Origin of the sequence: Micromonospora halotolerans, assembly GCF_032108445.1 — a bacterium.
Classification (GTDB): domain Bacteria; phylum Actinomycetota; class Actinomycetes; order Mycobacteriales; family Micromonosporaceae; genus Micromonospora; species Micromonospora halotolerans.
Genome location: NZ_CP134876.1, coordinates 6333784 through 6351429, shown reverse-complemented (window position 1 = coordinate 6351429; position 17646 = coordinate 6333784). Strand labels below are relative to the sequence as shown.

The window sequence follows — 17646 nt, the reverse complement described above, 5'->3', positions numbered from 1 at the left end:
CCGCCCGGCCCGGGCGAACCGATCGCTAGAGGAGCTGATCAGCTATGGACGGACAGGAACTTCAGAAGGTCGCGAACGAGTACGCGACAGATCTGCCGGACGTGACGTTCGAGCACCGTGTCGACCCGAATTGGGAGCTGTACAAGGTGGGCGGCAAGGTCTTCATGCTCATGACCGACATGCCGGGACAGCCCGTCGTGATCCTGAAGGCCGATCCGGACGAGGCCGTTGGGCTGCGCGAGCAGTACGCAGAGATCACGACCGGTTACCACATGGACAAGAAGCACTGGATCACGGCAGCAGGTGGGCCCAGCCTCGACGAGAACCTGGTGAAGGAGCTCGTCACCGGCTCCTACCGGCTCGTGGTCGACAAACTCCCGAAATCCAAGCGGCCCGTGGATCCGAGCACGAACCCTTCCGCCTGAAACCCGAAACACGCACGAACAGAATCAACACAGAAGGAAGAACCATGATCGGACTCGGTGTGCGAGCCGCCAACGGCGCTCTGGAGATCCTCGACCTTCCGGACCCCCGCCAGCCTGACGCGGGCGAGCTCGTCCTGGAGGTGGTCGCGGCAGGGATCGGACCGTGGGACGCCCTGCTTCACACGGGCGGATGGGACGTCGGCCTCGTACCGCCCGCAGCTCTGGGCGTCGAAGCCGTCGGCCGCGTCAGCGCGACCGGCCCGGACGAGACCGAATTCCGCACGGGAGACCTCGTGCTGGTCCACGAGGCGCCACTGCCAGGCGGCAGCGGCACCTGGGCAGAGCGCGTCCTAGTCCGTTCCGCGCACGTCGCACGACTGCCCGAGAACCTGGCTCCGGAGATTGCGGCGGCACTCCCGGTCGCCGGGCTCACCGCCCAGCAGGCCCTCGACGAGCTCCAGGTCGACGCCACCACCCGCCTGCTCGTCGTCGGAGCGTCCGGCCCCACCGCGTCACTGGCCGTGCAACTCGCCCACCTCCGGGGCGCCGACATCGTCGCCGGTGCCGGGCCGGCCCGCGCCGATCAGCTCCGCGCCCTCGGCGCCAGCGAGGTCATCGACACCCACGCTGACGGTTGGGCGCAGAAGAGCGATCGCCGATTCGACGCCGTCCTCATTGCCGCGAAAGGCACCGCCGAGGACGCGATCGGACTGCTCACCGACGGAGGCCGCCTCACCTCCATCACCTCGGACGCACCCGACCCGATTCGCGGAATCACCACCTCGAACCTCTACGTGCAACCCAACGGACGTGCACTCGCCGAACTCGCGGCACTCGCCGCGTCCGGCGATCTGAGACTTGACGTCCAGACGACACCGATCAAGGACGGCGCCGCGATCGCCGACCAGGTCGCGGGCGGCCGCTCTGGTGGGGTCAAGTACGTCCTCGAGTTCTGACGTCCACGGCAGCGGTACCGAGACTGAGCAGGCCGATCAACGAGAGGTAGAGGACCGACCCGACAGCGGCGCGCAGCACCGGCCCGTCGCCGAGGGACAGCGCCCGGTAGCCGTGCGCCGAATCGAATGCCGTGGCCGAGGAGGATGAGCCGGCCGGCCGGCAGCGAGGCGAGCACGGCGACGGCGCCGGTGGCGAGGATTAGTCGGCGAGGATGACCGCCTTGGTCGCCAGGACGGTGACCCGGCGGGGCGCTCGTGGCCGGGGGAGTGGGGCAGGTCCTATCGCCTCGCCCCCCACACCGGCCCATTGATCCGAATCGTCCTACGAGGCGGCCGCTCGGCCTGACACTCGCGGTTACCTCGGGGCGCAGCAGACGGCCGACCATCTGCAGGGCCTCCGGCTCCGAGTCCAACTCCCACCGCAGCACCTTGCCCGTCTCGGTGTCGCCGGCACCGGCCATCACCGTCAGTGCGTCTCGGGACGAGCCGTGTCCGCGTAGCCATAGGCGGTACCAGCAATGCCGGGCGCCGGGCTGGCCACGAGACAGAGCGCGGTGAGGCCCTTGCTGCTGCCCCGGCGCCGGCCTACCGGGGCCGGTCGTGGGTAGGCACGCCTGGTGAGCGGGCCTGAGATGGACCTTGGCACCCGGTCGGACACCAGCCGTGCCGTGGCGTTCAGCGACGCCATCTTCGCCATCATCATCACGCTGCTGGTCCTGGACCTCCGGGTGCCGGACGTCCCGCCCGGCCGCCTTCTGTCCGGACTGCTCCACCAGTGGCCGTCGTATGTCGCGTATCTCGCGTCCTACTCGTACGTGGCCGTCGTCTGGCTCAACCACAAGGCGGCGTTCAACCGCATCCAGCAGGCCGATCGCGGACTGCACTGGAGGAACCTGTTCGTGCTGTTCACCACGGCGCTGCTGCCGTTTCCGACCATCGTCGTGTCGCACGCGCTGCAGGAGCACGACAACGCGGACCAGCGTGTGGCCATCGCCTTCTACGCGCTGATCGGCGCGTTGCTGTGCGCGACTTGGCTGGCGTTCTACCACTACCTGGCCCGGCACCCGGACCTGCTGAAGGAACAGGTCAAGGACGCGTTCTTCCGCGTCGAGCGGCTCCGCGCCCTCGCCGGGGTCGTTCTGTACGTCCTGGCGGGGGTGGTCGGCTACCTGGTGGCGCCGCTGGTCGGCCTCGCCATCTTCCTCCTCCTGCCCGTCTTCTACGCCGTCACCAGCGCCGGCTTGTACCAGTTTCCGATGACCCGCCGGATCACCCACCGCCCTCCGCCACCGTCCGGCTGAGGGCGGGCTGCCGTTTCACCCCGGCGGGCGCGGGTACCCGCCGCAATCCGGTTTGAGAGGGGATCCGAGGTGAACTACACCGAGTTCATCCAGTCCGTGGCAGCGCGACCGAAGGTTCCGCCGGGGCAGGCGGAACCGATCACCCGCGCCACGCTCGAGACGTTGGCAGAACGGATCACTGGTGGCCAGGCGAGGGACCTCGCCTCCCAACTCCCTGAGGAGCTACGAGGCCTGGTGGATAGGCCCACCGAAGATCCGGAACGGTTCGGGCTCGCCGAGTTCCTCGAACGGGTGCAGTCACGGTCCGGGGTGGATCGCCAGGTGGCCACCGACGGGGCACACGCCGTGCTGGATACCCTCCGTGAGTCGGCCAGCGCGAAGGAGTACGGGGACCTCGTTGACCAGTTGCCCCAGGAGTTCTGGCAGTTGACCGGGCCGGGGACGGGACGACTCGAGTCCCGCCGGGTCGGCACCTAGTAGTGCTTTGTTGGGTTCGGTGGCGTTTGTCGCAGTGAAACGGCTTCACGGTTGGTGGCAGGTGAGGCAGTCCCGATCAGCCGGGTCGGCCACGCTCGCCCCCGCGGGCCGTTCGTACCCTCTCCGAGGGCGCACGCGCCGGATGATCATGCGGGCTCTGCTGACGAGAAGGCAGGCGTGAGCGTACGCGGCCGACCCATGTTCACTGCGGGTGGAGAGCCGGGTGCCAACGCCTGGCCGGGCATGCGCTGACCAGCATCGATCCGCCCGTTCGGGTCTTGGCGACATGCCAGGTTATGCCGCGACGGCGGTGCCGGTTGCGGTAACTGGAGGAGGAGGTGTCCGATGACGCTGCCGTACGCGACCTTGCCGGGCGACCTCGACCACCTGATCGCCGACGAGCACGTGGTGGCGAACCGCCTCTTCGAGCACCTCGAGGCCGGACGCGGTGACCGGCGCATGCTGGTCGACCAGGTGAGCTACGGCCGCGCCCTGCACGCCCACGCGGAGGAGGAGGTGTTGTATCCGGCGCTGGCCGAGATCGGCGCCGCCGCGGACGCCGAGGAGGGGCGGGACGAGCACCAGGGCCTCAAGAGGCTGCTCGTCCTGCTTGACCATGCGGATCCCGGCAGCCGCGAATTCGAGCGGGCGCTGAACGAGCTGATCGGCGGTGTCCGGCACCACATCGAGAAGGAGGAACGGGAGTTCCTGCCGGCGCTGCGTCGGGCGGTGGGCGCGGAGGAGATGGGTCGGCTCGGCGAGCGGTACCTCGCCGCCAAGCGGTCGGTCCCGGCCCGCTCGCATCCCACCGTCCTGCCCACCGGACGCCGCCGCAGGCTCATGCACGTGGCCGCCGGGTTCATGGACAAGGTACGTGACCGGGTATCCGGCCGCAGCAACGTCCTGTCGACCGACGCCTCCTGGCTGCTCGACACTTAGGCGCAGCGGATCCTCGACACCTGGTCCCGACTGGTACTGGCCCCGTACGAACTTCTCACCCCCGAGCAGGCCCGCCAGCAGCCGAGCCTCGCCGACACGGCGATGGAGATCCTGCAGCAGGACGGGCGGCCGACGGACGCCGAGGAGGTCGGATCGGCAGCGGACGTCACCGTGCCCGGCCCCGGTGGTGATCTGGTCGTACGCGTCTACAAGCCGCTCGGCCAGACCCCCGATCCGGTGCCCGTCGTGATGTGGGTGCACGGTGGCGGTTGGATCCTGTTCACGAACGACGACTATGACGCGTCCTGCCGCGCCCTGGTCAACCGGACGGGTGCGATCGTGGTGTCGCCGGAGTATCGCAAGGCTCCCGAGCACGTGTTCCCGGCCGCCCACGAGGACGTGCTGGCCACGTACCGGTGGCTCCGGACCAACGCCACCGGACTCGGCGGCGACCCGTCACGCATCGCCATCGGTGGCGAGGGCGTCGGGGCGAACATGGCGGCCGCGACCTGCGGTCAGCTCAAGCAGGCAGGTGAGCAACTGCCCGTGGCCCAGGTGCTCGTCTGCCCGCTGACCACCACCGCCCAGTACGGCGCGTCCATGCGGGACGCCGCGGACGCCCGGCCGCTGAATCGTCCACTGCTGTCCTGGATGATGATGCACGCCTTCCGTGGCGTGACCGACAGCCTGAAAGACCCCAGGGTCGATCTGCTCCCGCTCTCCGCGCAGGGCCTCGCCGGTCTGCCGTCGACACTCATCGTCACCACCGACCGCGACGTGCTGCAGAGCCAGGGCGACGAGTGGTGCGCCCGCTTGCAGGCCGCCGGCGTGCGGGCCACGTCGGTCCGCTACGGCGGAGTGATGCACGACTTCTTCGGCCTTGCCGCGGTGCTGGACAAGGCCGCGCACGCCCAAGAGGAGGTCGCCCTGCACCTGCGCCAGGCGTTCAGCGAGGCCGCGGCCGCACATCCGTTGGATGGTGCGCCAATGCGAGCGCCCAAGGTCATCGGGTGACGCTGGCTGCCATGACGCGGACCGTCCAGCTGCTGGCCTCGCCGTATATCGGTATGTCGGCCGGCCCGCGGACGGTCCGGCGCCGTCGGGCGAACTGGTCGAGGAGGTCCGGATCCGGGCGGGCCTGGGCATCGTCGGTTCGGCAAGCAGGCGCATCCCGACGCGAGCAAAGGCCCGCGGTGAGGGCGGCCAAGGCCGGCATGTAGCGGGACTGTCGGCCCTCGAGTGGCGTTCGCTGGCCTGTTTTCCGGTGCCCGCACCGGGAAGGCGACCGCGAGCGAACGATGCGCCGCCGATGGGGCGACGCCCGAAGGGAAGGCCGCAGAAATGGCGCAGAGCCAGCAGCCACTGACCGGCAAGCGAGTCGCTTGCCTCGCCGCCGACGGGGTGGAGGACGTGGAGTACACCCAGTCCCGGGCCGCCGCGGAACAGGCGGGGGCCGAGGTCCACCTGATCTCGTTGAAATCCGGCGAGATCCAGTCAATGAACCACGACATCAATCCGGCCAACCACTATCCGGTGGACCGGACCGTGAACGAGGCCAATGCGGCCGACTACGACGCCCTGTTGCTGCCGGGCGGAACGGTCAACCCCGACCGGCTCCGGATGAACCAGCAGGCGATGGACTTCGTCCGGGCGTTCTTCCAGCAACAGAAGCCGGTGGCAGCGATCTGCCACGGCCCCTGGTCGTTGGTCGAGACCGGGATGGTCAACGGCCGGACCGTCACCTCGTTCCCCAGCCTGCGCACCGACATCCGCAACGCGGGCGGAAACTGGGTGGACCAACAGGTGCAGGTCGACAACGGCCTGGTCACCAGCCGCAGCCCCAGCGACCTCCCGGCCTTCTGCGCGAAGATGGTCGAGGAGTTCGCCGAGGGCAAACACGTCCGCCAGATGGCGACAGCCTGACAATGGGGCTCCAGGCCGGGAGGATAGCCCGGCCCTGAGCCCCGCCCGGACCTTCTCGCCGACCGGCGCGGCCGGGCGCGCGTCCTGGTCCTGCTCTCCTTCGTCGCCGGGATCGTCTCCCTGGTGTTGATCACCCCCAGCGGCTACCGGCTGGTGCGGGTGACCGCCGCCCTCGCGGTCGCGGCCGTGCTCCGCTCCTGAGCGCGGCCCGGTACCCGGTCCTGCTGCCAGCCGATCTCACCGTGGCCGAGGCGGCCGGTGATCCCAGTGCGCTCGCCACCGTGCTCGCCGTCCTCGTCGTCGGAGCGTTGCTCCTCACGCCTCCCTGCTCTGGCTGTTCGGTATTTTGCAGGGCGCCAAGCCGGTAACGGGGAAGCCGCCGCCGGGCGGCTGACGCGCGCCCGGTCAGCGGTCGTTTGGCGATGTTCGCCGCCTACCACCGGACCGGATGGCACCCTGGGCACGTGGAGTGGGCAGGGACCTGGGCGAAGGCGGCATCAGGATTACGGTGAGCGGCTTCTGATGCGTACCGCGTTGATCGTAGTAGCCGCGCTCGCGACGGCGGTGGTCGTGGACCTGATCTCCGGCATGCTGGTCCGCCGGGTTGCCCGCGGCCGCTACAAGTGGCTGCTGGAGCCGCTGCGGCAAGCCTGCCGCCGCCCGGCGGCAGGGGTTCTGCTGGTCGGGGCGCTGTACTACGCGCTGCCGTTGGGGCCGGCCGGGTGGCAGCGCTATCTGCGGCACGTCGTCCTGCTGGTCCTGATCTTCGTCGGCGCGTGGCTGGTGATCAGGGCGTTGCACGTCGCCGAAGCGGTCGCGTTCAGCCGACTGCCGAGCGACGCGGTGACCAGCCGGCGGATCCGGCGCGCCCGTACCCAGATCCGCCCCGTGCGGCGGCTCACCGTCGCCGTGGTTACGATCGTCGCGATCGGCCTGATCCTGATCACCTTCCGGCCGGTACGCCTCTTCGGCATCTCCGTGCTGACCTCGGCGGGAGTGGTCGGCGCAGTGATCGGCCTGTCCGCCCGAACCGCGCTCGGCAACGCGTTCGCCGGCGTCCAGGTTGCCTTCGCCGACGGGCTGCACGTCGGCGACGTGCTGGTGGTGGACGGCGAATGGGGCCGAGTCGAAGAGGTGAAGCTGACCAACGTGGTGATCCGGCTCTGGGACGAGCGGATGCTCATCCTGCCGACCACGTACTTCACCGAGCGGCCGTTTCAGAACTGGACCCGGAACGAGTCCCGGGTGGTCGGCAAGATTCAGATCCACGTCGACCACACCGCCGACCTCGACGACCTGCGCCGGGAGGCGCGCCGGCTGGTTGAGGCTTCGCCGCTGTGGGATCGCGACCAGTGGGTGCTCCAGATGGTTGACTCCACCCCTCAGACGGTGGTCATCCAGGTGCAGGCCTCGACCGCGGACGGCGCCAGCGCCTGGGACCTGCGCTGCGACCTGCGCGAGGGACTGATCCGCTACCTGCGCGACCACCATCCGCAGTGGCTGCCCCGCACCCGCAGCCAGTACCAACCCTGACGGGGGGTCCGATGAGGCCGCCCGCGCAGATGAACGGCCCGGCTTCGTGATCGCAGACGGCTTGAGCCGGCAGGCGGTGGCGCCTCCCTGCTCAGGATATGAGCTCCCGGAAGGACAGCCGTCGGCCAACAACGACCGGACAGCTTGTTGCTGACCTGTCCCGCCAGCATCCACCTATCCGCGCGCAGCCGGACCGCCTGATCGAGCTGATGCGCGAGCCACCGAGGAGGACTTCCGCTACCTGCACGACACCCATGGGCTGCCGCGCGACCTGGTGGACGGGCTGCTGGTGACTACGGAGTGACCGGGCGCGCGGCACTACGGCGGGCCCCGCACGAGGTGAGCGCGTTCACCGAGGTCCTCCTGCGGCCCCCGCGGGATCGGCTGGCCGGCACAGTCAGCATCGACGCCCGCACCGTCACGCCCATCGGCGTGCGTCGCGAGGCCCAGTCCCTCGGGGGTTCGATCGTGACTCGGGGCTTGCGCCCACTGCGTGGGGCTACGCGTTCCTTTCATCCCGCCAGCCGCCGGGTTCGGGATGGTAGCCGTAGGCGGCGGCCCGCACCGTTTCCTCGTTCTCCAGCCCGGAGCCGATCGCGCCGCCGACGGTGGCCAGCGAGCTGATGATCCAGGCGAGCGTCAGGTAGTCGGTGAAATCGACCGGCCGCTGCAAGGTCTGTTCCAGCACGGATGTGTCGATCAGTAGCGCCGCGACGAGCACCGTTCCGGCGAACAGCACCAGGTAGGACACCGCCGTGGCCAAAGTGAGGGTGAGGATCGTGCCCAGGTTGAACAGCCGGGCCAGCTCAGCCGGTGTCTCCCGGCCTGGTTTCTCCCACAGGTCGTGCGCGACGATCAGCCAGGCCACCAACGCGGTCAGCCCGAGTAACATGATCACGGAGAGCCGGAGTCCGCCGAGCGCATCGCCCATCTGCCAGATGGTGTCCGTGGTGAGCGCGAACGCGGCCGTGCCGAACGCGCCGACCAGCAGCTTGGACAGGCCCAGCAGGGCGCGCCCCGGCCGGTTGGCTCGGACCATGCCGGTCAACAGCCGCACCCGGCCGAGCAGCCGCGAGGCGACGTAGCTGAATTCCCCGGCGTCGGCCTTGCCGACCACCCGGTGGACGGCGGGAACCCTGCTTGCCATCTCGGCCGGTGCCCAACCGGCCGGCGGCACCCGCTGGTCGGAAGCGTCGGTGAGCAGTCGGCTCACCAGATCCGGCACGGCCGCGCGGGCCGCTCGCAGCTGGGGCAGTCCCAGCGCGGGCAGGGACACAATCGCGACCCGGCGCCGGGCGGAGGTCTGCGCGACCAGCGGCACCCGCTCGGCGTGCAGCGGCAGGTCGGTCAGGCAGATTGCGAGGCCCCACTGGTCGTCGGTGCGCCGTTGGGCAACATCGTCGAGCAGCGCCTCAACGCCGCCGTCGCGGCGCGGCGCCACCTCACCCCAGCCTTCCCGGACGGTCCACCGCACGTCCGCGTCCACCCGCTCGGCGAGCCGGCCGGCCAACTCGGCGGTGAGCCGAGCGGCCACCCGGGCCGGGTAATCCGGCGGGGTCGCCACCAGTCCGACGACGATCTCCGGGCGGTGCTGCTCACTGTGCGTCATCGCTGCTCCTCACCGGTAGCCAGGCTCGTCGCCGTCCATCGGCACCAACCGCGCCGTCGTGAGCTCTCCGACCGTCATGGTGCTTCCCTCTCGGTGTCGGCACCGAGGTCGCTCGACGGCTAAGGACCGGGACGCGACGTGCCGTTGCAGCAACTCCCCGTGCCACAGGTAGTGGTAGCGCCAGAGCCAGGCCGTCAAGAGGACCATGACCACCTCTACCAGCCCAACAGCGCCACCGGGACGCCGTCGTCGAAACGGTCGCCCACCTCCACCGCCCGGGAGACCACCGCGGTGGCGAACGGCAGCAGGGCCACGCTGAACAACACGCCCCAGGCTCGCCCAGTGCAGCCCGCCGTCAGTGCAGCGGATCCGGTGAGATTGCTGCCAGCTCACGGCGGCGTACAGGTACGACGTGACGTAAGCCAAGTAGACCGGCCGGCGGATAGCAGCGCGTGCAGCAGCCCACCCGGCGGTACCTCCAGGGTGCGCAGGTCGAGCACGGCGAGCCCGCCCGATGATCGGTGCGCGGGGTCGTGTCGCCGGTCGGCTCGACACGAACGGGGCGACGAGGACCCGGTTAGGGGCACGTCGGCAGCGCCACGACCCTGACGGCGAAGATCGCGTACCTGGCACATCTGTTGGCCAAGGGGCCGTACTCCCGGCCTGAGCCGGCGGCCCGTCGGCCGCGCCGAGCTTCTCCAGCGGGGACAGGACCTGCGGCGCAAGCCGTACGCCCTGTTCCGCACCCGCATCGACGCGGACCGGTCCTGCTGCGCTGAACCGTCCGGAGTGACCGGGATCGAGGCGGCTACGGTGTCCTTCACGGGGTCGCGGGACGTCCGAGCTTCCCGGATTCGTCGCCCGGACGGGTGACGCCGGCACGGGCGCCGCCGACGCCGGCGGTGCCTGAATCACCAGGGCTCGACTGCGCACCCGTCACGTCAGGAAGGGCCAGGACCAGGGTTGGGGCCTGCTTCGGAACTGCGGAACTGAGGTTCAGCCTGGCCGGTTGGGGTAGTGGCGGCCAGATGGTGAGGTCCTTAGCGATGTGCCGCGGTCGGTCTCGATGGCGAGGTCTGGAAGCGCTGATGGGCGTCACGGCGTTCGACTTCGTAGCGGTCCTCGTGGAGCAGTGAGATCGAGGCGTACCAGGCCGGGTCGTCGTCGGCAGGTTTGATCGTGACGAAGGTTGACGGGAGCTTGGTTGTGACCGTCCATGAGGCCGGTCCGTGATCGCGTTCCCGGCATCGGATGGACCCGGTGGACAGCCCGGCCCAATCAGTCCAGCTAGGGTGCCTGTCAGCCGATCGGGATGACATCGAGAACGCGCAGCCCGACTTGGGGATCGATTCGTGTCGCTCCTAGCGCACGACCCGAATCCCAAGACATCGCCAGTCGGTTGAGTGGTGGCGCAAGTCTTGTGGAGGATGGGTACATGATCGGCGACCGGTGGGGTGTGACTGACTGCGAGATCTTGCGCTCCTATCCGTGTGACGAGTTCGTCGTCTCACCCGAGCTGCGGGCGTGGCGGGCCGTGCATGTGAAGGCGCCTGCCGAAGCGGTGTGGCCCTGGGTTGCACAAGTGAGGCTCGCCCCTTACGCCTACGACTGGATTGACAACCTTGGCCGCCGCTCACCTCGAAAGCTGGTCGACCTTCCCGAGCCTCAGGTTGGAGACAGGTTCACTACTGCTGGCGGGCGGGAGCTGGGTCGGATCGTCTCGGTCGATCGTGGGAAACAACTGACGGGCACCATCATGGGAGCCTTCATGTCCTACGTCCTCGTGCCTATGGAGGACGACACCACGCGGTTGCTGCTCAAGGTCGTCATGCGGTCCACCCGTTGTGTCGCCCTCGGGCTATCCGTTGGTGATTTAATCATGGCCCGACGACAGTTAATGAACCTAAAGCAACTCGCTGAACATCACTCTTAAAGGCAACGTCAACAGATTGACGGCCGCCCCACGGTCTCCTCTCTTTCCAGCTAGTCAGAGCCCAGCGTTGTGCTGGCTTCAGTTCGAGTCCGACAGCATCCGCCACGCAGTGGTGGTAACGCGAGATGCATTTCGCCGGGCTTGAACCTGGAGACGAGTCGGTAGGTGCCCGAATAGATGAGCAAGTTGACTCGTGCGGGCCGCTCCCACAGAACCTCATTTTGCGTCGCTGCGGGCGCATCGGACTGACATATCTCCGAGGCACGAGATGACGGAGCACCACGACGTGTCGAGGTCGGCTCAGCAGGATAAAAATCCGGGCGCCCGACAGACCGGGACATCCGGAGAACCAACCGCTTCTGAAGGAATCGCTCAAGGTGGGATCGTAGTCGTTGCCACGGTGTTGGCGGCACTCGTCGTCATCGGAATGCTCTTCGTGGAATCTACGCGGCTGGTCGCCGCCCTTATCGGCGCGGCTCTGGTAGCGGTGGCCCCCCATTGGTGGTCGTATCCGACTTCTGCAGCGATGGCAGGCCGACGAACCGGACCGCGACCATCGCCACCTCGGCCATCAGCGTCAATGTGGTTCTATTTGGACTGGCCATCGCCGGCGCCACCAACCGGGGCACCTACCAACTCGCCCAGCACTATGGCACCGAGGTTGCGGTCACCCTTGGCGAAAGCTGCTGGGAGAATTCGAATGTCAGGTCCAAGGTATACAACGCAACCTGCGATGGTGTGACCTGGTTCATCGACGGTGAAACTGTGCCCGGCAAGCTGCTCGTCGGCCCTGGCGAAGTACGAGACTCCGAGCGCACCGCCTCGATGACCGATGAATCGATAACCGCGTACGCCTACGGTAACGAGGCATATACCGAGGCCTACACCGACGATCGGAGCCCGCTCTACCCGCTTGGGCTGGTGCCCAGGGCTCCGGCAAAGTCGGACCACTAGACTCCGCGCATGCTGCATTGCCGACTTTCCTCCACCAAACACGCAGCGATCGGGGCGCTACTGCTGGTCTTGGCCGTAGCCGGCTGCGGCTCCAAGGCGGAATCGTCCTCCGATGCCACGTGGTCGAGCCCTGACACCGCCGCTACCGCGACCGCCTCCCGCGCTGCTTCCCCCCCAAGTCCACGTGACGCCGAACCTTCCGCATCTTCCTCCCCCACCGCAGACGAGTCACGGGAGGCCGAAGCGGCACAGGAGCCCAAAGCGGCACAGAAGACGGAGGCGCCGAGCGGGGGCGGCACCAAGTACACGGAATGTGCCGACGGCGACTGCAAAGTGTCCTTCTCCGGTTCGGTCAAATTCCCACTCGCCAGGTGGACGGTGTCGGCCTACATGGAGGATGGCGGTGTCAGTGTGCGACTGACCGACGCCAATGGCAGGGGCGGCGGTGGCGGGTTCATGGCAGGGCCCGGGTGCACTGTGGCGGTACACGCCGACGGCGGCGGGCGAGTCGGATGCGACCAACCCGGAGGCGAGCCCGAACCGGGAGGGTACGTCGTACACCTGCTGGAACTGGACGGGGACACCGCGGTCATCCGAGCGATCCTGGGCTGACTGTGAGGATCGCTGTCGCAGCCTGATTGTGTTGGGCTGTGGTCTGGTGGCCGTGCGTGTGACCCTTGGTCTGACTGGCTTCGTGCCTTTGAGCCGACTTGTCCACGCACGGTCACCGGCGCCGGCCGCGTCTGCTGCACGGATAGGTGACACCTGACTTGTGGCGCTGTGTGGCGCTGCTGAGAGGATGTCTCCCGTCCCAAGGAGTTCCGCGAGGGCGTCGTGCGCGTGGCCCGCCATCGCGAGCCGGGCGTGACGATCGCGCAGATCGCCAGAGACTTCGAGATCTCCGAATGATGTGATCGTTGGAGGGGCTGGCGGAGTCCTCGTGGAGGTGACGACCGTTGGGGAGGGCGAGGGTCTCAGAAGATCATCAAGGTTCTCTACGCCATGCTGATCGCCCGAAGTGAGTCATGCCCGCGCAGCCATCATCGCTGATCTCGTCCCTGTCCTGCGCACCGGCTCTGACCGTTGCCGAAACCGCTGGTGGGCTGCCCGCAGCGCTCGCCGGTCTGCCTGATCCACGTGCCAGGCGAGGTGTACGGCATCGGCTGACGGTCGTGGTCACCGCAGCCGTGTGTGCCGTGGTCGCCGGCTACCGCTCGTACGCCGCGATCGCCGAATGGGTCGCCGACGTGCCGGCGGCAACGGCGCTCGCCCTGGGCATGACTGCCGACCGGCGCCCGTCGGAGGCGATGATCCGTCGGCTGTTGCAGGCCATGGCTCCGCAGCTACTGACCGCGGCGATCGGCGCAGCCGATCTCCGCGCTGTCGAGCGACGTCTCAACAACCAGCCCCGCAAGATCCTCGGCTGGCGCACTCCGACCGAAGTCTTCCACACTGCTCTTGCATGCTATTGATCGCCACCGTTGCGACGGCTACTCGAATCCGCCCCGGCTGAATCCGGACCTGGCGCAGGTGACCCGGGCACCGGTTGGCACCACCCGGATCGGTCCCCGGGCCGGGTAGCTCCGGCACCGGGCCGCTGCGGCCGATGCGCTCCCTCAACCGAGACTGACGGGGGACCCGACGCCGGTACGACGGGCGTGTGCGGCAACGGCGGCGTAGAGGGCGACGTCGAGGACGCCCATGCCGAACGGGTTGAGCACGACGTGCGGGGCCGCGACGCCGAGGGCGGCGTACCGGCCGGTGAGCAGGCCGCCCAACGTGGCGTCGATGCGTCGGGCAGTGCTGCCGCTGTCGTCGGGCCGGGCCACCAGGCCGGCGGCCATCAGGCGGCCGAGCGGGCGGCGCGGGTTCTCCGCCACCAGGTCGAGGTCGTCTACGTACAGCGCCGCGGCGTCGAGGAACGTCGCGTCGGTGAGGTCGCCGAGGGAGACGTTGACGACCAGCGCCCCGGGACGCAGCCAGTCCGGTTCGACGTAACCCTCGTCGACGGTGGTGGTGAAGATCGCGATCTCACCCGCCGCCACCGCGTCGCGGGCGTCGGTGTGCACGGTCACCCGCAGGCCGTCGCGGCCGAGCGTGGCGGCTAGGCGGTGCGCGGCTTCCGGGGACCGGTCGAACAACGACACCGCCCGCAGGTCGGGCAGCCGACGGGTAAGTAGGGCGGCATGCATCCGGCCCTGGGCGCCGCAGCCCACGATGGTCAGCGAACCCGCGCTGGAGTAGCCCGCGGCGTCCACCCCGACGGCGCTGACCGCGGCGGTGCGTACCGCGCTGAGCAGGCCCGCCTCCATGATGGTCGTGATCCGCGCGGTCTCGGCGTCGAAGCAGAGACCGATCCCGCCGGCGCGGTCCAGCCCGACGGCCGGGTTGGACACGCTGGCGTTGATGATCTTCATGCCGTAGCTGGGCCGCGTCGACCGCACCGCACCGGGCATGCCGATCGAACGGGTGTACGCGCCCTGGGAGTTCTCCCAGCGCAGGTACGCCTCGGCGGGCAACAGGCACCGCCCGCGGTCGTGGTCGACCAGCGTGGCCCGGACCACATCGACGGGATCGACCTCCCGCAGGCAGCTCCGCACGTCGTCCTGGGACAGGACGGTGACCGTCCCGGCGCCGGTCAGCCCGGTGTCCGCCTGGTCGAACCACAGCTGCCCGTCGATCACAGAAGCTCCCTGCCGCGGCACCACTCCAGGGCCGCCATCGCGCTGTACAGCTTGTTCTCCGCCTGGATGAAGGCGATGCTGTGCGGGCCGTCGAGCACCTCGGCGGTGACCTCCTCGCCGCGGTGCGCCGGCAGGTCGTGCATGAACACCGCTTCCGGGCTGCTCTCCCAGAGCTTCTCCGTCACCTGAAACGGCGCGAAGATCGTACGCCAGTCGGGGTCCGGCTTGGTGGTGCCGGTCGTCTGCCAGCGGGTCGTGTAAACCACGTCGATGGACGGCGGCACGTCGTCCGGATCGTGGCTCTCCACGACCAGCGCCCCGCAGCGCTCGGCGTGCGCCTCGGCCCGGGCCAGCACATCCGCCGTCAGGCCGTACCCGGGTGGAGTGCGCAGGTGCAACTCGGCGCCGGGGAAGCGGCTGAGCGCCAGCGCCAGCGCGGCGGCCGAGTTGTTTCCCTCCCCGACGTAGAGCATGCGCAGCCCGTCGACCCGCCCGAACCGCTGGACCACGGTCGTCAGGTCGGCGAGCGCCTGGGTGGGGTGCTCGTCCTCGCTCATCGCGTTGATCACCGCCATCCGCTGCTGGGCGGCCATCGCCCGCAGGTGCGCCGGGTCGTCCGCGGTCCGTGCGACCAGCACGTCGAGCATCGTGGCCAGCACCCGCCCGGTGTCCTCGATCGACTCACCGGTGTTGGTCTGCAGGTCGCCCGGGCCGTACGCGACGATCTGCGCGCCCAGTCGGAGTGCTCCGGAGGAGAACGCGGTGCGGGTCCGGGTCGAGGTCCGGCGGAAGTAGATGCCGACCACGTCGCCGCGCAGCGACGTCGCCGCCGACCGCGGCTGCGCGGCCAGGTGCCCCGCCCGGCCCACGATGGCGCGCAGGTCCTGGTCGGTCAGGTCGTCCAGGGAGATGAGGTGGCGGATCGCTGCGGACATGAGTTGCTCCTCACCTGGTGGTTGCCAACGGGCGGGGTTCGGGTGCCGGATCGGTCAGGTCGCCGAAGTGGTCGCGCACCCAGGAATCGGAATAGATGGTGTCGAGGTACCGATTGCCGTCGTCGGGGAAGAGGAGCACGCACCGGGAACCGGCCGGGATCCGGTGGCGGAGCTTCGCCAGCGCCGACACGGTCGCCCCGGAGGAACCGCCGACCAGGAGCGCCTCCCGGGCCACGAGCGCCCGGCAGGCGCGTACGCACTCCAGGTCGGTCACGTGCACGATCTCGCTGACCCCGGCGGTGTCCACCAGCGGCGGTCGCCGGGCGGCGCCGTGCCCGGGGAGCAGGCGCGTGCCCCGCGGCGTGTGGAAGATGGCGCTGCCGACCGCGTCGACCGCGACGAGTTTGGTGGTGAGCCCGTTCTGCCGGATCTGCTGCGCGCAGCCGCGCAGGGTCCCGCCGGTGCTGACCGAGCAGAACAGGTAGTCGATTCGGCCGTCGAGGCTGTCGACGATCTCGCGCATCGTCTGTTCGTGGGCGGCCGCGTTGAGCGGGTTGGCGTACTGGTTGGGCCAGAAGGCGTCCGGCAGCCGTGCGACCAGTTCCTGGACCCGGGCGATCCGCGCGCCGAGCAGGTCCCCGTCGGCCGCCTCGGTGATCACCTCCACCACCGCGCCGTAGGCCCGCAGCAGGGCGATCGTCTGTGCCGTGGTGCGAGCGTCGACCACGCAGATCAGATCCAGCCCGAAGTACGCGCATATCTGCGCCAGGCCGATACCGAGGTTGCCCGACGTCGACTCCACCACGACCGAACGCCCCGGCACGAGTTCACCGGACCGGATCTTGCCGTGCAGCATGTGCATGGCGGTCCGGTCCTTGACGCTGCCGCCCGGGTTGAACTTCTCCAGCTTCGCGAACACTTGGATGCCCGCAGCGGGACCGATCCTTTCCAGCGCGATCAGGGGTGTGCCGCCGATGGTCGCGAGCACCCCGCCGAGCTCAGTCGCGCTCATTGGACACCTACTCTCCTCATCCGGTCCGGAGCGCGGCCGGCCGGTGCCGCGGCGACGTTCCCGCCGGAGACGACTGCGACCGTCGCGTCACCCGGTGGCACGGTGCGGCTCAGGTGGGCCGCGGTCGCCACCGCGCCGCTCGGCTCGGCGACCACGCCGAACCGGTCGAACAGGAACTCCTGGGCTGCGACGATGCTGTCCTCGTCGACCGTGACGATGTCGTCCACCAGGACCCTGATGTGCTGCCAGGCCAGCTCGCCGAGGACCGGCGCGCGGAGCCCGTCGGCGATCGTGCGATAGGTCCGCGCGACCGGCCAGCGGACCAGGCGGCCACGGCGAACCGACTCGGCGGCGTCGCCGGCGAGTTCCGGCTCGACACCGATGACCCGGATGCCCGGAGCGAGCGCCTTGACCGCGACCGCGACCCCGGCGAGCAGGCCGCCGTTGCAGACCGGGACCAGGACGGTGTCGACCTGCCCGAGATCGGCGAGGATCTCGGCGCCGACGGTGCCGTGGCCGGCGATCACGTGGAAGTCGGCGGAACCGACCATGGCCGCGCCCGTGCTCGCCAGCAACTCGGCCGTGGTCGACTCGCGGAGTTCGGGCGGTACGACCACTACCTGCGCGCCCCGCGCCCGCACGGCCTCCAGCTTGAGGGCCGGTGCCGTGTCGGGCAGCACGACGGTGGCGCTCCGGCCGTGGCGGGACGCGGCGTAGGCCACCCCGAGGCCGTGGTTGCCCGACGACTGGGCGAGGACGTGGCGGGCGCCGGCGAGGCGGGCGACCGCGTTGAGCGCGCCGCGTACCTTGAACGACCCGGTCCGCTGCTGGTTCTCCGGCTTGATCCACAACCGGCCGACGGGGCCGGCGACCGGCCCGAGCAGGGGAGTGCGGCGGGTGGCGGACCCGATCAGTTCGGCGGCTTCGGCGACGTCGCGCGCGGTCACGAGGCGGGTGGGAGGCAT

At 69.4% G+C, this 17646-nt stretch carries 15 protein-coding genes and 2 pseudogenes; 12 read left to right on the top strand and 5 right to left on the bottom strand.

What is annotated here, in order from left to right; genetic code table 11:
- Window positions 1-44: 44 nt before the first annotated feature.
- From RMN56_RS29760 to RMN56_RS29720, 9 genes and pseudogenes are all read left to right on the top strand, one after another.
- A complete protein-coding gene (locus RMN56_RS29760) occupies window positions 45-425 on the top strand; it encodes an MmcQ/YjbR family DNA-binding protein (protein ID WP_313721169.1) in 381 nt (126 codons plus the stop codon).
- A 44-nt stretch (window positions 426-469) separates the two neighbouring features.
- On the top strand, window positions 470-1381 hold the full coding sequence (locus tag RMN56_RS29755) for an NADP-dependent oxidoreductase (RefSeq protein ID WP_313721168.1): 912 nt from the start codon (window positions 470-472) through the stop codon (window positions 1379-1381).
- Window positions 1382-1998: 617 nt separating this feature from the next.
- Complete coding sequence (locus RMN56_RS29750) at window positions 1999-2682, top strand: TMEM175 family protein (protein ID WP_313721167.1); 684 nt, start codon at window positions 1999-2001, stop codon at window positions 2680-2682.
- Between the two features lie 69 nt (window positions 2683-2751).
- Complete coding sequence (locus tag RMN56_RS29745) at window positions 2752-3159, top strand: DUF2267 domain-containing protein (protein ID WP_313721166.1); 408 nt, start codon at window positions 2752-2754, stop codon at window positions 3157-3159.
- 345 nt (window positions 3160-3504) lie between these two features.
- Complete coding sequence (locus RMN56_RS29740) at window positions 3505-4098, top strand: hemerythrin domain-containing protein (protein ID WP_313721165.1); 594 nt, start codon at window positions 3505-3507, stop codon at window positions 4096-4098.
- Between the two features lie 102 nt (window positions 4099-4200).
- A complete protein-coding gene (locus tag RMN56_RS29735) occupies window positions 4201-5112 on the top strand; it encodes an alpha/beta hydrolase (protein WP_313721164.1) in 912 nt (303 codons plus the stop codon).
- Between the two features lie 11 nt (window positions 5113-5123).
- Window positions 5124-5251 (top strand): annotated as a pseudogene (locus tag RMN56_RS29730) (molybdenum cofactor biosysynthesis protein); the annotation flags it as partial.
- A 188-nt stretch (window positions 5252-5439) separates the two neighbouring features.
- On the top strand, window positions 5440-6021 hold the full coding sequence (locus tag RMN56_RS29725; RefSeq protein WP_313724889.1) for a type 1 glutamine amidotransferase domain-containing protein: 582 nt from the start codon (window positions 5440-5442) through the stop codon (window positions 6019-6021).
- Window positions 6022-6543: 522 nt separating this feature from the next.
- Window positions 6544-7554, top strand: a complete 1011-nt coding sequence (locus RMN56_RS29720) for a mechanosensitive ion channel family protein (protein ID WP_313721163.1) — start codon at window positions 6544-6546, stop codon at window positions 7552-7554.
- A 499-nt stretch (window positions 7555-8053) separates the two neighbouring features.
- Here RMN56_RS29720 and RMN56_RS29715 read toward each other — a convergent pair whose 3' ends face one another.
- The gene (locus RMN56_RS29715; protein WP_313721162.1) at window positions 8054-9163 is read right to left on the bottom strand and encodes a DUF2267 domain-containing protein; all 1110 of its coding nucleotides are present in this window, start codon (window positions 9161-9163) and stop codon (window positions 8054-8056) included.
- A gap of 1435 nt (window positions 9164-10598) precedes the next feature.
- Here RMN56_RS29715 and RMN56_RS29710 point away from each other — a divergent pair.
- From RMN56_RS29710 to RMN56_RS29700, 3 genes and pseudogenes are all read left to right on the top strand, one after another.
- Entirely contained in the window at window positions 10599-11096 is a 498-nt protein-coding gene (locus RMN56_RS29710; protein WP_313721161.1) for a polyketide cyclase, read from the top strand.
- Between the two features lie 501 nt (window positions 11097-11597).
- Window positions 11598-12050, top strand: a complete 453-nt coding sequence (locus RMN56_RS29705; RefSeq protein WP_313721159.1) for a hypothetical protein — start codon at window positions 11598-11600, stop codon at window positions 12048-12050.
- A gap of 1025 nt (window positions 12051-13075) precedes the next feature.
- A pseudogene (locus RMN56_RS29700) lies at window positions 13076-13354 on the top strand (transposase family protein); the annotation flags it as partial.
- 312 nt (window positions 13355-13666) lie between these two features.
- Here RMN56_RS29700 and RMN56_RS29695 read toward each other — a convergent pair.
- The 4 genes from RMN56_RS29695 to RMN56_RS29680 are packed head-to-tail and all read right to left on the bottom strand — an operon-like array spanning window position 13667 to window position 17646.
- A complete protein-coding gene (locus RMN56_RS29695) occupies window positions 13667-14734 on the bottom strand; it encodes an ornithine cyclodeaminase (RefSeq protein WP_313721157.1) in 1068 nt (355 codons plus the stop codon).
- On the bottom strand, window positions 14731-15669 hold the full coding sequence (locus RMN56_RS29690; RefSeq protein WP_313721156.1) for an ornithine carbamoyltransferase: 939 nt from the start codon (window positions 15667-15669) through the stop codon (window positions 14731-14733). Before RMN56_RS29690 ends, RMN56_RS29695 begins: the two co-directional genes overlap by 4 nt.
- A 10-nt stretch (window positions 15670-15679) precedes the next feature.
- The gene (gene sbnA / locus RMN56_RS29685) at window positions 15680-16681 is read right to left on the bottom strand and encodes a 2,3-diaminopropionate biosynthesis protein SbnA (RefSeq protein ID WP_313721155.1); all 1002 of its coding nucleotides are present in this window, start codon (window positions 16679-16681) and stop codon (window positions 15680-15682) included.
- Window positions 16678-17646: a threonine ammonia-lyase gene (locus tag RMN56_RS29680; RefSeq protein ID WP_313724888.1), complete on the bottom strand. Its 969-nt coding sequence runs from the start codon at window positions 17644-17646 to the stop codon at window positions 16678-16680. Before RMN56_RS29680 ends, sbnA begins: the two co-directional genes overlap by 4 nt.